Below are 13,179 nucleotides of genomic sequence, written 5' to 3' on the forward strand. Positions count from 1 at the left end.
CATGTCGCTCATCCCGCCCAGCGCGCCCGGTGCGGCGCAGAAGGAGTTCAGGCCGCGGCTGGCCTGGGCCACGGGCCTGGTGGTGCTCGTGTTCCTGACGCTGCTCGGGCGTCTGTACCAGCTCCAGATCCTCCGCGGCGACGAGTACAAGGAGCGCGCCGACGAGAACTTCGTGAAGGAGCTGCGCATCCCCGCCGACCGCGGCCTGATGCTCGACCGCAACCGGCGCGTGCTGGTGGACTCGCGGCCCTCGTACGACGTGACGCTCACGCCGTACTTCTGCGGGAAGCAGTGCGACGAGATCCTGGCGCGCGTGGCGGCGCTGCTGCAGATGTCGCCCGAGGAGGTGGCCCGCGCGCAGGGGCAGCTCCGCTCGGCGCGCAAGCTCGAGCGCTTCCGCCCGTTCACCGTGAAGGTGGACATCACGCGCGAGGAGCTGGACCGGTACCTGGCGCGCCAGATGGACCTGCCCGGCGTGGACGTCCAGCCCATCCCGCACCGCAACTACCGCTTCGGCGGGCTGGGCGGGCACCTCATCGGCTACATGAACGAGGTCGGGGGCGAGGAGCTGAAGCGCCTCAACGAGGAGCTGCAGCGCACCGCCTCGCCGCAGGGCCCCTACTACATGGGCGACTACGTCGGCCGCCGCGGCCTGGAGCGCCGCTTCGAGCGCGACCTGCGCGGCGTGGACGGCAAGGAGCGCGTGCCGGTGGACGCGAAGGGGCGCCGCAAGGAGGACGCGGACGACCTCATCCCGCCCGACCAGCGCGTGGTCCCGAGCGTGCCCGGGCGCAACCTGGTGCTGTCCATCGACTGGCGCCTGCAGGAGTTCGCCGAGCAGACGTTCCCCGCCACCGCCGGCGTGGTGCTGGCGATGGACGCGAAGACCGGCTTCCTGCTCGCGCTGGTGGACCGCCCCGCGCCGGATCCGAACAAGATGTCCGGACGCATCACCGCGGCCGAGCTGGCGGCGATCCACTCGGACCCGCTGCAGCCCGAGCTGTTCCGCGCCATCCAGCAGCACTACCACCCCGGCTCCACCTTCAAGGCGCTCACCAGCATCGCGGCGCTGGAGGAGGGGGTCTACAAGCCGAACACCTCGGTGTACTGCCCGGGGCACTTCAGCATGGGCCGCGCGCGCTGGCGCTGCGACAAGGACAGCGGCCACGGCTACGTGGACTTCGAGCACGCGCTGGGCGCGAGCTGCGACGTGTTCTTCTACGCGGCCGGCGCGCAGCTCGGCGCCGACGCCATCGCGAAGTGGGGCCACCTCTCCGGCCTGGGCGTGCCCACCGGGTTCGACATCGCCGGCGAGGTGCCGGGCGTGGTGCCCGACGCGGCCTGGCACGACAAGCACCAGGCCGGCGGCTACCAGCGCGGCATGGCGGTGAACCTGTCCATCGGCCAGGGCGACGTGAACGTCACGCCCATGCAGCAGCTCGTGTTCTACGGCGCGCTCGCCACCGGCAAGATCTGGAAGCCGCAGGTGGTGCTGCGCGTGGAGGACCCGGACGGCCAGGTGCTGCAGGCGTTCACGCCGGAGACGCGCGGCGAGCTGCCGGTCAAGCCGTCCACCCGCGACACCGTGCTGAAGGGGCTGCTCGCGGCGGTGAACCAGCCGTTCGGCACCGCCTACTCGCAGCGCTCCGCCGACTACGTCATGGCGGGCAAGACCGGGACGGCGCAGGTGGTGAAGCTGGGCGCGCGGCGCCTCAAGGCGTCGCAGGTGTCGTACTTCGAGCGCGACCACGCGTGGTTCGCGGCGTTCGCGCCGGCGGAGGATCCGGAGATCGTGGTGGTGGTCCTGAACGAGCACTCGGGCTTCGGCTCGTCGAACGCGGCGCCGACCGCGTCGGCGCTGGTGAAGCGGTACTTCCAGCTGAAGGCGGAGGACGCGGCCGAGCGGGCCGGCCCGGCGCAGGGCCCGGCGCCCGAGCGCGCCCCGGCGCCTCCCGCCGCGCCGCCCGCGGCGCCGCCGCCCGGCGCGGTCGAGCCGGCCAGGCTGGGCACGGGCGGCGCGTCCGCCGCGGTGCCGGGGGTGGACCGTGGCGCCTGACGTCTCGCTCGCGGCCACGCCGCACCGGCGCGTGTTCGCGCACTTCCCCTGGCACCTCGCGCTGATCGTCCTGTCGATCTCGGCGATCGGGATCTGGAACCTCTCCTCCGCCTCGCGCAGCGCGCACGCGCCGGTCTGGATCTCGCAGACCTGGTGGATGGGCGCCGGCGCGGTGCTGGCGCTCGCCATCACGCTGGTGGACCACCGCGCGTTCCACCGCATGGCCTGGGTGTTCTACGCGGTGGTGCTGGTGCTGCTCGTGCTGGTGATGGTGAAGGGGCGCTACGTCATGGGCGCCCGGCGCTGGTTGACCATCGGCCCGGTGAACTTCCAGCCCTCCGAGCTGGCGAAGCTCTCGGTGGCGCTCGCGCTGGCGAGCTTCTTCGCGTCGGACACCGAGAAGCGCAAGGACGGCTACGGGCTGCTGCGCCTGATCGCGCCGATGCTGATCGCGCTCGTCCCGGCGGTGCTCATCCTGAAGCAGCCGGACCTGGGCACCGCGCTCATCGTGCTGTCGGTCGGGTTCACCCAGATCCTGTTCGCGAAGGTGCGCTGGAAGACGCTGGCGCTGCTGGCGGGCGTGGCGGTGGTCGGGTCGGTGCTCGTCTACCCGCACCTGAAGCCGTACCAGAAGAAGCGCGTCGAGACGTTCATCAACCCGGAGGCGGACGCGCTCGGCGCGGGCTACCACGCCACCCAGTCGATGATCGCGGTGGGCTCGGGGCAGGGGCTGGGGAAGGGCTGGGGGCAGGGCACCCAGACGTACCTGTCGTTCCTCCCCGAGCAGCACACCGACTTCATCTTCTCGGTGTGGGCCGAGGAGCACGGGTTCGTCGGCTGCCTGCTGCTGATCGCGCTCTACTTCGCGCTGGTGACGAGCGCCATGGACGTCGCGGGCAACGCGCGCGACCGGTTCGGGCACTTCCTGGCGGTGGGGCTCACCGGGATGCTCTTCTGGCACGTCGCCATCAACATCGGGATGGTGATCGGCCTGCTGCCGGTGGTGGGGGTGACGCTCCCGCTGATGAGCTACGGCGGGTCGAGCGTGATCGTCATCTACAGCGGGATCGGCCTGCTCGCGAACGTCGGGATGCGCCGGTTCGTGAACTGAGGGTGACGCGTGCCGCGCGCGCGTCGAGCGGTCGACGCGGCACGTTGCCGCACCTCGCGCCCCCGCCCGCCCGCGGCCCGCCGTGGCGGCCGCGAGCGGGGAACGACCGCCTAGCCGATCGCCTTCTTGACGCTGTCCTCGAGGCGCGTCTTGTCGGCGCCGATGACGGTGTCGACCACGCGGCCGCCCTTGAACACGAGCAGCGTGGGGATCGAGCGGATGCCGTACTGCTGCGGCACGTTCTGGTGCTGATCCACGTCCATCTTGGCGACCTTCAGCTTCCCCTTGTAGCGGGCGGCCAGGTCGTCCACGACCGGCGCGATCGCCTTGCAGGGCCCGCACCACACCGCCCAGAAGTCCACGAGCACGGGGGTCTCGCTCTTCAGCACCTCCTGCTCGAAGGTGGAGTCCTGCAGCACTACGACGTCGTTCGAGGCCATGGAATCTCCCGATGTCCGAAGTTGGCGCGAGTAATATCCGCGCGGTCCGAGGCTGGCAAGCGGCGCGGCGGGCGTGCTAATTTCCGGCTCCGCCGTGCGCGCCTCCGCGCCGCGGCGAGCGGGATCCGCGGAACGGAACGGCGCATGGCAGGTCTCCTCTTCGTCACCCAGTCGATGCTCGACAGCTGGGCCGAACAGGGGCGCATCGACTTCGTCGGCAACGTGATGACCCTCCTGGCGGGAGAAGGAAAGGGGCGCAGCTACGCGCTCGAGCCCGCGCTGCGGTTCATGGCGGTGCTCGGCGCGGAGGGCGATCCGCACGGGCTCCTCCACAAGGTGAAGACGGCGGCGCAGCTGCGCGAGCTGGGCGCCGAGCCGGTGAACGACTCCTGCATCCTGGGCGAGGTCGCCTACGAGGTGCAGCCCGGGTTCCTCGCCGAGGCGGCGGCGCTGCAGGCGGCCGTCGCCGCGCCGGGTGGGCGGCCGCGCGCCGGAGCGCAGGGCGGGACGGCGGGGGCGGGGAAGGCCCCGCTGCCGCGCGAGCTGGAGGAACGTCGGAAGGAGGCGGAGGCCCTCGCCCGTTTCCTGCTGGAGAACCTGTCTTGACCGGAGCCTCGGCCGGAGAGCGCGCGACGACGGCCCGGCCGTCCGCCGCGGGGAAGCGACCATGAGCGTCATCATCCTGCGCGTCGCCGCCGCAATGTACGCGGCGGCCGCCACGTCCTACATCGTGTACTTCGCCCGCCCTCGCCTGGCCCGCGCCGCCACCGCCGGCTACTGGCTGCTCGCGGCGGCGTTCGCCATCCACGCGGTCGCCATCGGCGTGGGCTGCGCCGAGTTCGGCGGCCGCGAGTTCTTCAGCCTGCGCGGCGGGCTGGTCCTGATGGTCTGGCTGCTGGCGGGCGCGTACCTGGTGCTCCAGCGGCGCTACCACCTGCCGACCGTGGGCGCGTTCATCACGCCGCTCATCCTGATCGTGCTCCTGCCCGCGATGTTCGGCGACCCCGGCCACCCGGGCGTGCCGCCCGAGACGCTGCGGCACAAGTCGGTCACCATCCACATCCTCACCGCCGGCCTGGGCGTGGCGCTGTTCGGCCTCGCGTTCGCGGTGGCGCTCATGTACCTGCTCCAGGAGCGCGAGGTGAAGGGCAAGCGCTTCGGCGCCCTGTTCTCCCGCCTGCCCTCGCTCGACGCGCTGGACAAGCTCAACCAGCGGCTGGTGCGCGCCGGCTTCGTCTCGTACACCATCGCGCTCATCGCCGGCACGGTCACCGCCACCGCGATCTGGAAGAGCCCCTGGTCCTGGGACCCGCAGCAGGTCATCTCGCTGGGCGTCTGGATCCTGTACGGCGCCATGGTGCAGCTCCGCCACACCGGCTGGCACGGCCGCCGGTACGCGCTCCTCACCCTGGTCGGGTTCGTGCTGGTGCTGGGCTCGATGGTGACCCTGAGGACCGTGCCGGGCGTCACGCGCCACGCCGGGGACTACGCGGGGTCGGCCCACACCGGAGGGGCGCAGTGACCGGCGATCGCCGCCTCTTCCTGGTCGGGCTCTCGCACAAGAGCGCGCCCATCGACGTCCGCGAGCGCGTGGCGCTGACCGGCGACGCGCTCAAGGCGGCGCTGTGCGAGCTGAAGGCGATGGAGGGCGTCACCGAGGCGCTGGTGGTCTCCACCTGCAACCGGGTGGAGGTGTTCGTCCACTCGGACCGGCCCGACGCCGCCCGCCGCTTCTTCACCGAGCGCTCGCCCGCGGCAGCCGACCACCTCTACGCGAAGGACGGGGTGGAGGCGGTCCGGCACCTGTTCCGCGTCGCCGCCAGCCTCGACTCGATGGTGGTCGGCGAGCAGCAGATCCTCGGCCAGGTGAAGGAGGCGTACGGGCTCGCCAGCGCCGCGTCGGCGGCGGGCTCCTACTTCTCGCGTCTGTGCAACCGCGCGTTCGCGACCGCGAAGCGCGTGCGCACCGAGACCGAGATCGGCCGCGGCGCCACCAGCATGTCGCAGGTGGCGGTCGAGCTGGTCGAGAAGATCTTCGGGCGGCTGGAGGGCCGGGCCATCCTGCTGGTGGGCGCCGGGAAGATGGGCGCGCTCTCGGCCAGGGCGCTGGCGGTGCTCGGCGCGGATCGCATCCTCGTCACCAACCGCTCCCCCGAGCGCGGCCTCGCGCTCGCGGCGCAGGTGAACGGCAGCTACCGCGGCTGGGAGGAGCTGCAGCGGCTCCTCGGCGAGGCCGACGTGGTGATCGTCTCGACCGGCGCGCCCACCTACGTGGTGACGCGCGAGTCGATGCAGGCCGCCATGAAGGCGCGGCGCCGCCGCTCGATCTGCCTCATCGACCTGGCCGTGCCGCGCAACGTGGATCCCGCCTGCGCCGAGCTCTCCGACGTCTACGCCTACGACGTGGACGACATGGAGCGCGTCGTCGCGACCAGCAAGCAGGCGCGGCAGGGGGAGGCGATCCGCGCGGAGGCGATCGTGGAGGCCGAGGTGATGGCCTTCGCGAAGGAGCGCGAGGCGCGCGCCGCGCTGCCGGTGCTGGCGCAGCTCCGCCGGCACGCCGAGCGGATCGCCCGGGCCGAGGCGGAGCGCACGCTCGCGCAGGTCGGCGGGAAGCTGGACGACAAGGGCCGCAAGAGCGTCGAGGCCATGGCCCAGGCCATCGTGAACAAGCTCCTCCACGGGCCGACCTCGCGCCTCAAGGAGGCGGCCTCCTCCGGCGACAGCGCGCTCCCGGGCGCCGCCGCGGAGCTGTTCGGGATCGAGAACGAGCCGGCCGGCGGGGAACGGCGGGAGGGCGGGGCCGAGGGCGCCGCCGCCGCGCCGGGCGCCGGGCCGGTCCGCAGCCAGGGAACATGAACGGAGACAGGATGATCCGCATCGCGACGCGCCGCAGCCCCCTCGCCAAGTGGCAGGCGAACCACGTGTCCCAGCTCCTCCGCGACCGCGAGCCGGGGCTCGAGGTCCGGCTCCACGAGCTGGTCACCCGGGGTGACAAGATCCTCGAGGTCCCCCTCGCCGACGTCGGCGGGAAGGGGCTGTTCGTGAAGGAGATCGAGGACGCGCTCCTCAACCGCGACGCCGAGGTGGCGGTCCACTCGATGAAGGACCTGCCCGCCGTGCTCGCGCCCGGCCTGGTGCTCGCGGCCGTGCCGCAGCGCGAGGACCCGCGCGACGCGCTCTGCTCGCCGCGCTGGAAGACGCTCGCCGCGCTGCCGAAGGGGGCGCGGGTGGGCACCTCCAGCCTCCGCCGCTCCGCGCAGCTCAAGGCGCTCCGCCCCGATCTCCAGATGGAGATGGTGCGCGGCAACGTGGAGACGCGCCTCCGCAAGGCGTCGGAGGGGCTGGACGCGGTGGTGCTCGCCTACGCCGGCCTGCGCCGCCTGGGCCTGGCCGAGCACGCCACCTACGTGTTCCCGCCCGAGGAGATGCTGCCGGCGGTGGCGCAGGGCGCGCTGGCGCTGGAGGCGCGCGCCGACGACGCGCCGACGCTGGCGCGGCTCGCCGCGCTCGAGGACCCGGACACGCGCGTCCGCATCGAGGCGGAGCGCGGCTTCCTCGCGCGCATCGAGGGCGGCTGCCAGGTGCCCATCGCCGGCCACGCCACGCTCGCCGGCGGCAAGGTCACCATCCGCGCGCTGGTCGCCTCGCTCGACGGCGCCCGGGTCATCCGCGGCGAGCGGACCGGCGCCTACGCCGAGGCGCGCGCGATGGGCGAGTCGCTGGCCGACGAGCTGCTCTCGCGCGGCGCCGACCAGATCCTGCGCGAGACCGAGGGCAAGGCGCCCGGGCTCGCCGCGCCGAAGCGCGGGTAGGGGGACGCGGTGCCTGCCGCGCCCGCGCGGCCGCTGGCCGGCCGCACCGTGGTGGTGACCCGGGGCAAGGGCTCCGAGGGCAAGGACGCGCTCGCGGCCCGGCTCGAGGCGCTGGGCGCGGAGGTGCGCGCGCTCCCCTCGATCGCGTTCGCTCCGCCCGCCGATCCCGCGCCGCTCGACGCCGCGCTCCGCGCGCTCGACCGCTTCGACTGGGCGGTGTTCACCAGCGCGAACGCGGTGGACCGGACGGTGGAGCGGCTGCGCGCGCTCGGCCTCGATCCGGCCGCCCTGGGCCGGCTCCGCCTCGCCGCCGTCGGGCCCGCCACCGCCGAGCGGCTGGCGGCGGCGGTGCGCGCGCCGGACGTGGTGCCGGTCGAGGCGAAGGGAGACGTGCTCGCCCGCACCCTGGGCGACCACATCCGCGGCCGGCGGGTGCTGTTCCCGCGCCCGGCCGAGGGCCGGCCCGAGACCGTGGCCGGGCTCCTCGCCGCCGGGGCCGAGCTGACCGCGGTCGAGGCGTACCGGACGGTCCCCGCGCCCGCCGAGGCGCTGGCGCACCTGGCGGGCTGGCTCGCGGCCGGTGAGGTCGCGGCGGTCGCGTTCGCGTCCCCCTCGGCGGTGGCGGCCGTGCTGGCGGCGCTCGGGGACCGGTCGGCCCTCCTCCGAGGGGTGCTGATCGCGGCGATCGGGCCCACCACTGCGGACACGCTGCGCGAGGCGGGGCTCCCGGTGGGCGCCGTCCCGGCGCACTACACCGGCCGAGACCTCGCGGAGGCCATCGCCGAGCGGCTCGGCCCCGGGTAGATTCGGTCGGGGGTGCCGCGTCGATGACCGTCGAGCTCGAGGCCGCCGAGGGGCTGGTGCGAGTCCGGGTGCCGCTGGACCGGGCGCCCGGGGAGCCCGGGCCCGCCGAGGATTGGATCTGGGCGGAGCCGCTGGGCAGCGGCCGCTTTCGGGTGGAGAGCTGCCCGTTCTTCGCCTACGGCGTCTCGCGCGACGACGTGGTGAGCGCGGCCGCGGTGGAGGGCGACGAGAGCCCGCGCCTCGACGACGTGGTGGAGAAGGGGGGCCACCGCACGCTCCGCCTGGCGCTCGACGCGCGGGCGGAGCTCGGTGAGCGCCCGGTGCAGGGGCTGCTGGAGCGCCTGCTCGAGGTGGGCTGCACGCACGAGCTGCTGCGCCCGAAGATCGTCGCGATCGACGTGCCGCCCGAGGCGGATCTGGACCTGGTCGCCGAGCTGCTCCAGGACCGGGCGCGCGAGGGCACGCTGGTGTGGGAGTGGGCCGACCCGCGGCCGTGCTGAGGACCTCGGCCCCGCTCGCCCCGCGGCTCAGCGCCTCGGCTTCGCCGTCGCCTTGCCCGCCGCGCGACGCTCCGCGCGCGCCGCCTTCTCGGCGCGCTTCCGGGCCAGGAAGCCCTTCGGCGCGGCGGGCGCCCGCGGCGCCTCGACCGGCTGTTCCGCCTCCGGCGCGCCCCGCGTGGACGGCGCGGGCGCCCGGGACCGGACGCCCTCGCGCGCGCGGCGCGGCTCGAGCGTCCAGTGGAACAGCCGCTTCACCACCAGCGTCGCGTACGCGCCGGGCGGCAGCGTGAAGGCGACGTTCACCCGGAACCGGTCGCGGTTCAGCTCGTCCGGGCGCGCCTCGCCCACCGCGAGGCGGCCCGGGAACGAGAACAACGGCCGCTCCTCGGGGTCGAAGTGGATCTCCGGCGTCCCCGGCACCGCCAGGTCCGCGAGCCCCATGTCCTCGCGGCCGAGCACCGACAGCGCGGCGCGCTCCACCGCCGGGTCGTCGAAGCGGGTGGACGGCGCGAGCAGCGGGAAGGTCTTCGACGAGAGCAGCCGCACCAGCGCCGCGTCCAGCTCGCGCGGGAACAGGAGCGACCCGGCCTGGTAGCGCAGGGACACGAGCCGCTGGATCCCCACCACCTCGCGCAGGTACTGCTTCACGCCCTCGTTCCAGAGCCAGCTCTGGTAGGCGAACACCTGCAGCCCGCGCCAGCGCGGCTCGGTGCGGAGCAGCGCGCCCCGGTAGTCCTCCGGGTGATCGCGCAGCCACTTCACCACCGCCTGGTAGCGCTCGGCGCCCGGGTTCGGGTTGCGCCGGTCCCACTCGCCCCAGTGCTCCTTCCAGAACGCCTTCACCTTCGCGTCGCCGGACTGGTCCAGCTCGCTCGGGCGGGCCAGGACGTTGCGCAGCGCGATCTCGAAGTCGCCGCGCATCAGGTCCTTCACGATGAAGCCCTGGCCGTGCTTCAGCGAGCCGAAGCGCTGCGAGTCGAAGTAGTTCACCACCCCGAGCCGGCGCACCTCGGCCACCGACGCGGGCAGGCGCGCCACGTCGTCCTCGCCGAGGTCGCGCACCGTCACCGCGAAGCGGTTGGAGGTGGTGTTCGCGGCGGACAGCCGCGTGCGGCTCCGGCCCAGCGGCTTGAGGCGCAGGTCGGTGTCCTGCAGCTCGATCTCGCGGCGCTCGAGGGCGACGAGCTGGGTGGTGCGCCCCTGCTTGTCCTTCAGCCCGCAGTAGCTCACCGACGCCCGCGGGATCTTGAAGCGCGTGCAGATGCGGTCGACCGCCTCGAAGGTCGACAGCTTCTGCTTGTCCATCAGGTAGACGAACCAGGCGCCGCGGGGGTCCTCGTCGAACTTCCAGGACTCCGTCACCTGGAAGTCCTCCGGTCGCTGCTTGAGCCTCATGGCCGCTCCGTACCACGCGCGCGCCGCGGCGTGGGGGTCGAACGGAAGGGGCGCGCGCTGCGGCGCTGGCGCGCCAGCCCGAACGAGTGTATCGAAACCGCCGGGAGCGGGTGGGGGCGCGCGATGGGAGAGCTGGGAATGGGCGAGCTGCTGATCATCCTGGTCGTGGTGGTGCTGCTCTTCGGGACGAAGAAGCTGCCCCAGCTCGGCGAAGGCCTCGGCAAGGCGATCCGGAACTTCAAGGACGCCGCGAGCGGGAAGGGGGGGCCGCCCGGCCCGCCCGCCGCGCAGCCGAGGGAGCTCCCGCGCCCGCCCGAGCCGCCCGCCGGCGGCGCCACCTAGCCCCGCGAGCCGCCCGGGCCCTGGGCCGGCGCCTGCGCCTCGCGCGGCCGGTAGAAGATCACGATGCTCAGGCAGTGGAACTCGTCGTCGCTCGACTGGGAGACGACGCGGTCCACCACCTCGACGTCGTTGGACCGAAGCCAGCGCGTGACGGTCTCGCCGAGCTCCTCGCGCTCCTTGGCCTTGGTGGCGGAGAAGACCTTCACGCCCGTGAAGTGCATCGCGCTCTCCCCTTCCCCGGCACGCAACACCCTCGCCCCCGCCGGCGCGTTCCCCCTTCAGGTTGTGCCAGACGCCCATGCCGGTGTCAAACCTGCGACCGCTCCAAGCTGCGAGCGTTCCTCGCGCTTTTGGGATCGCCCCGCGCGCGACCGGTTCCCCTGGCGCCGCCGGTCCCTAGATTTCGTCGCGCGGCGGCGCGGGGACGGAGGCGGGCATGGCGAGCGTGAAGAAGGGCCACGCGGTGGACTTCATCAACCGGATCCGGACGATGGAGTCCGCGGACCTCAACGCGCTCATCGTGCGCGAGGCCGGCGAGGAGCTGGCGCAGTTCTTCCTCTCGTACAGCGCGAGCCTCATCTCGCGCGATCCCGAGCGCGCCATCGAGAACACCTCCAGCCTGATGCTGATGGGATACCTGATCCGCGCGGCCGAGGAGCGGCGCGCAGCGGCGCCGCGCGCGTCCGCGCTCGCCTGAGCGGCCCGGGCGCGGGGCGTCGCGTCCTTCAAAAGCCGCGCGGCGCGTGCTAAGGCACCGGGACCGATCCGCACCCCGGGGCGACGCCATGCTCATCGACCTGCACGTCCACAGCCATCACACCCGCGGTTGCGCGCTGGCGCCGCGGGACGTGGTGCGGCGGGCCCGCGAGGCCGGCCTGGACGGCGTCGCCTTCACCGATCACGACACGCTCGAGGGGCTGGAGGAGATCCGGGCCGCCGCGCGGGACGAGGGGCTGGTCGCGCTGTGCGGCGTCGAGGTGACCACCGATCGCGGCCACTTCCTCTGCTTCTTCCCCGACCCCGCCGCGGTGCCCGCGCCCGTCCAGCTGTTCGGCGCCGCGCGGCCCTGGCCCGTGCGCGAGGTGCTCGCGCGCGTGCGGCAGCTCGGCGGCGCCGCGGTGGCCGCCCACCCCTACGACAAGACCGTGGAGCGCCCCTGCGGCGACGTGGTGTTCACGCTCGACGGCCTGTCGGCGATCGAGGGGCTGAACGCGCGGCGCAAGGGACCCGCGAACGACCTCGCCATCGAGGCCGCCGATCACATGAGCCTGCCCTGCACCGGCGGCTCCGGCGCGCACGAGCTCGCCGAGATCGGGAAGGCCGCGACGCTGTTCCGCGACCCCGTGGCGAGCGAGGCGGACGTCGTCCGCCAGCTCCGCGCCGGCACGGTGTACTGCGTCGCCGTGGGCGTGACCCCCTCGGAGCCCGATCGCGCACCCCGCGATCGCGGCGGCGAGCGAGGCGACCGCGGAGATCGCGGCGACCGGGGCGGCCACCGAGGGCACGGGCACGGCCGCGGCCGAGGGCACGGCGGCGGTGGTGGCAGTGGCGGTGGCGGCCACGGTGGCGAGCGCCGCCGGCGCTAGGCGCCGGTCCCCGAACGCAGCTCCGAGCTCGGCCCAGGTCGCGCGAGAGCGTCTCGGCCCGAGCTGCCGCGCCGAGCGAAGGTGTACGCGTCCATCACCCGGTCCCCGAAGATCCGCCGCGCCTCCTCGAGGTTGTGCCCCCGGCAACGAATGCGAAGGTTGTCCGCGGTCGAGGTCCCGCCGCGTGCCCGTGGGACCACGTGGTCGAGCTCGAGCCGGTGCGTGGAGCCGCAGGGCTCACCGGATGGCAGCGCGAAGGTGCACCGCCCGCCGTCGCGCTTCCAGACCTCGCGGCGAACGTGGGCAGGGATGTGGTCAGGCTTCGCGGGCCGGCGGGTCTTCTGGGGTCGTGCCGTGAGCCCCGTTCGCCGCGCACGCTCCGCGAGCAACGCGTCCAGCGCCGCCTCGAGCACGCGCTCGCGCGAGGCGCCGGTCATGCCGTGCGAGAGCGCGTCGCGGGCCGCGTCGAGCTTCTTCAGGAAAGCCTTGGAGACGGTGAGGTGCATGCGCGCCGAATCGCCGTCGAGCCAGTCCACCGAGCTGGGCTTGGCGGAAGGCGTTGCGGCGTCGGTCGCGTGGGGGACGCGCGCGGCCGGAGCGAGCGCGAGTGGGCACGCATCGGGCGGCTCGGCCCGGCTGGGTGCATTTGGTTCGGGCGCCCGAACTGGACAGGGAACCCGAATTTCGCGCTCCGTAAAACGCACGAGGATCGCCCAGGACGCGCGAACGCGCCCAGGGCCCCGCGCCCCCTCGGCTCACGCCCGCTCGCCGCAGCGCCGCCGAGCGAGCGCGCCAGACGCCTGCCCAGCGGTGGATCCGCAGGCGCGAACTGCTCCTTGCTCGGAGCGCGTCAAGCCTTCACCCAGAGACAAACGGGTGCCCCGCGACGCCAAGCCATCCGCCGCCACCCGCGCCCGCCGCCCCCCACGGCCTCGCGCCGCAACCGAGCCAACCGCGCCCCGCGCCCCGCCCTCGCGCTTCTCGTGAGCCGATCGCGCGCTCCCGGTTCCGGGCACGCGCAACCGCTCCCGATCCCGCCGGGCCCGTCTCAGCCAAGCCCCGCTGCCCCGGCCCGGCCACACCCGCGAAGCCGCCCCGCCGCGGCCCCCTCGACAGCCTGAAGAACCGCG

14 protein-coding genes and 1 pseudogene are annotated in these 13,179 nt (G+C 74.0%); 11 read left to right on the top strand and 4 right to left on the bottom strand.

Going from position 1 to position 13,179, the window contains the following annotated elements; genetic code table 11:
- The first annotated feature begins 1 nt into the window (after position 1).
- Together mrdA and rodA are read left to right on the top strand one after the other, a co-directional pair.
- Entirely contained in the window at positions 2 to 2,056 is a 2,055-nt protein-coding gene (gene mrdA / locus A2CP1_RS07305) for a penicillin-binding protein 2 (protein ID WP_012632745.1), read from the top strand.
- Positions 2,046 to 3,167 carry a rod shape-determining protein RodA gene (gene rodA, locus A2CP1_RS07310; protein ID WP_012632746.1) on the top strand — a complete coding sequence of 374 codons (1,122 nt, stop codon included), beginning with the start codon at positions 2,046 to 2,048 and terminating at the stop codon, positions 3,165 to 3,167. The genes mrdA and rodA overlap by 11 nt, the downstream gene beginning before the upstream one ends.
- Positions 3,168 to 3,277: 110 nt before the next feature.
- Here the strand turns inward: rodA and trxA are convergent, their stop codons facing one another.
- Entirely contained in the window at positions 3,278 to 3,607 is a 330-nt protein-coding gene (trxA, locus tag A2CP1_RS07315) for a thioredoxin (protein ID WP_012525412.1), read from the bottom strand.
- A 144-nt stretch (positions 3,608 to 3,751) separates the two neighbouring features.
- Here trxA and A2CP1_RS07320 point away from each other — a divergent pair, with 144 nt between their 5' ends.
- The 6 genes from A2CP1_RS07320 to A2CP1_RS07345 all read left to right on the top strand — a co-directional run bounded on the left by A2CP1_RS07320 (position 3,752) and on the right by A2CP1_RS07345 (position 8,726).
- A complete protein-coding gene (locus A2CP1_RS07320; RefSeq protein ID WP_012525413.1) occupies positions 3,752 to 4,213 on the top strand; it encodes a hypothetical protein in 462 nt (153 codons plus the stop codon).
- A gap of 61 nt (positions 4,214 to 4,274) precedes the next feature.
- Positions 4,275 to 5,129, top strand: a complete 855-nt coding sequence (locus tag A2CP1_RS07325; protein ID WP_012632747.1) for a cytochrome C assembly family protein — start codon at positions 4,275 to 4,277, stop codon at positions 5,127 to 5,129.
- Complete coding sequence (gene hemA / locus A2CP1_RS07330; RefSeq protein ID WP_012632748.1) at positions 5,126 to 6,466, top strand: glutamyl-tRNA reductase; 1,341 nt, start codon at positions 5,126 to 5,128, stop codon at positions 6,464 to 6,466. The genes A2CP1_RS07325 and hemA overlap by 4 nt, the downstream gene beginning before the upstream one ends.
- Before the next feature lie 11 nt (positions 6,467 to 6,477).
- On the top strand, positions 6,478 to 7,422 hold the full coding sequence (gene hemC, locus A2CP1_RS07335) for a hydroxymethylbilane synthase (RefSeq protein ID WP_012525416.1): 945 nt from the start codon (positions 6,478 to 6,480) through the stop codon (positions 7,420 to 7,422).
- A 9-nt stretch (positions 7,423 to 7,431) separates the two neighbouring features.
- The gene (locus A2CP1_RS07340; protein WP_012632749.1) at positions 7,432 to 8,226 is read left to right on the top strand and encodes a uroporphyrinogen-III synthase; all 795 of its coding nucleotides are present in this window, start codon (positions 7,432 to 7,434) and stop codon (positions 8,224 to 8,226) included.
- Positions 8,227 to 8,249: 23 nt separating this feature from the next.
- The gene (locus tag A2CP1_RS07345; RefSeq protein ID WP_012632750.1) at positions 8,250 to 8,726 is read left to right on the top strand and encodes a DUF4265 domain-containing protein; all 477 of its coding nucleotides are present in this window, start codon (positions 8,250 to 8,252) and stop codon (positions 8,724 to 8,726) included.
- 27 nt (positions 8,727 to 8,753) lie between these two features.
- Here the strand turns inward: A2CP1_RS07345 and truD are convergent, their stop codons facing one another.
- Entirely contained in the window at positions 8,754 to 10,121 is a 1,368-nt protein-coding gene (gene truD, locus A2CP1_RS07350) for a tRNA pseudouridine(13) synthase TruD (RefSeq protein ID WP_012632751.1), read from the bottom strand.
- 138 nt (positions 10,122 to 10,259) lie between these two features.
- On the opposite strand from truD, the gene tatA reads away from it, so the two are divergent.
- Entirely contained in the window at positions 10,260 to 10,463 is a 204-nt protein-coding gene (gene tatA / locus A2CP1_RS07355; protein ID WP_012632752.1) for a twin-arginine translocase TatA/TatE family subunit, read from the top strand.
- Here the strand turns inward: tatA and A2CP1_RS07360 are convergent.
- Entirely contained in the window at positions 10,460 to 10,684 is a 225-nt protein-coding gene (locus tag A2CP1_RS07360) for a hypothetical protein (RefSeq protein ID WP_012525421.1), read from the bottom strand. The genes tatA and A2CP1_RS07360 overlap by 4 nt on opposite strands.
- Positions 10,685 to 10,899: 215 nt before the next feature.
- On the opposite strand from A2CP1_RS07360, the gene A2CP1_RS07365 reads away from it, so the two are divergent.
- Entirely contained in the window at positions 10,900 to 11,160 is a 261-nt protein-coding gene (locus A2CP1_RS07365) for a hypothetical protein (RefSeq protein WP_012525422.1), read from the top strand.
- Between the two features lie 88 nt (positions 11,161 to 11,248).
- Positions 11,249 to 12,049, top strand: a complete 801-nt coding sequence (locus tag A2CP1_RS07370) for a PHP-associated domain-containing protein (protein WP_012632753.1) — start codon at positions 11,249 to 11,251, stop codon at positions 12,047 to 12,049.
- Here A2CP1_RS07370 and A2CP1_RS07375 read toward each other — a convergent pair.
- Positions 12,046 to 12,723, bottom strand: a pseudogene (locus A2CP1_RS07375) (HNH endonuclease); the annotation flags it as partial. The gene A2CP1_RS07370 and the pseudogene A2CP1_RS07375 sit on opposite strands and share 4 nt — an antisense overlap.
- Positions 12,724 to 13,179 lie beyond the last annotated feature (456 nt).

It is taken from the genome of Anaeromyxobacter dehalogenans 2CP-1, assembly GCF_000022145.1.
GTDB lineage: Bacteria > Myxococcota > Myxococcia > Myxococcales > Anaeromyxobacteraceae > Anaeromyxobacter > Anaeromyxobacter dehalogenans.

Excerpts from the sequence above, each read along its gene's own strand:
- mrdA (WP_012632745.1), top strand. The coding sequence starts at position 2 with ATGTCGCTCATCCCGCCCAGCGCGCCCGGTGCGGCGCAGAAGGAGTTC.
- trxA (WP_012525412.1), bottom strand. The coding sequence starts at position 3,607 with ATGGCCTCGAACGACGTCGTAGTGCTGCAGGACTCCACCTTCGAGCAG.
- A2CP1_RS07320 (WP_012525413.1), top strand. The coding sequence starts at position 3,752 with ATGGCAGGTCTCCTCTTCGTCACCCAGTCGATGCTCGACAGCTGGGCC.
- A2CP1_RS07325 (WP_012632747.1), top strand. The coding sequence starts at position 4,275 with ATGAGCGTCATCATCCTGCGCGTCGCCGCCGCAATGTACGCGGCGGCC.
- hemC (WP_012525416.1), top strand. The coding sequence starts at position 6,478 with ATGATCCGCATCGCGACGCGCCGCAGCCCCCTCGCCAAGTGGCAGGCG.
- A2CP1_RS07345 (WP_012632750.1), top strand. The coding sequence starts at position 8,250 with ATGACCGTCGAGCTCGAGGCCGCCGAGGGGCTGGTGCGAGTCCGGGTG.
- truD (WP_012632751.1), bottom strand. The coding sequence starts at position 10,121 with ATGAGGCTCAAGCAGCGACCGGAGGACTTCCAGGTGACGGAGTCCTGG.
- tatA (WP_012632752.1), top strand. The coding sequence starts at position 10,260 with ATGGGCGAGCTGCTGATCATCCTGGTCGTGGTGGTGCTGCTCTTCGGG.
- A2CP1_RS07360 (WP_012525421.1), bottom strand. The coding sequence starts at position 10,684 with ATGCACTTCACGGGCGTGAAGGTCTTCTCCGCCACCAAGGCCAAGGAG.
- A2CP1_RS07365 (WP_012525422.1), top strand. The coding sequence starts at position 10,900 with ATGGCGAGCGTGAAGAAGGGCCACGCGGTGGACTTCATCAACCGGATC.
- A2CP1_RS07370 (WP_012632753.1), top strand. The coding sequence starts at position 11,249 with ATGCTCATCGACCTGCACGTCCACAGCCATCACACCCGCGGTTGCGCG.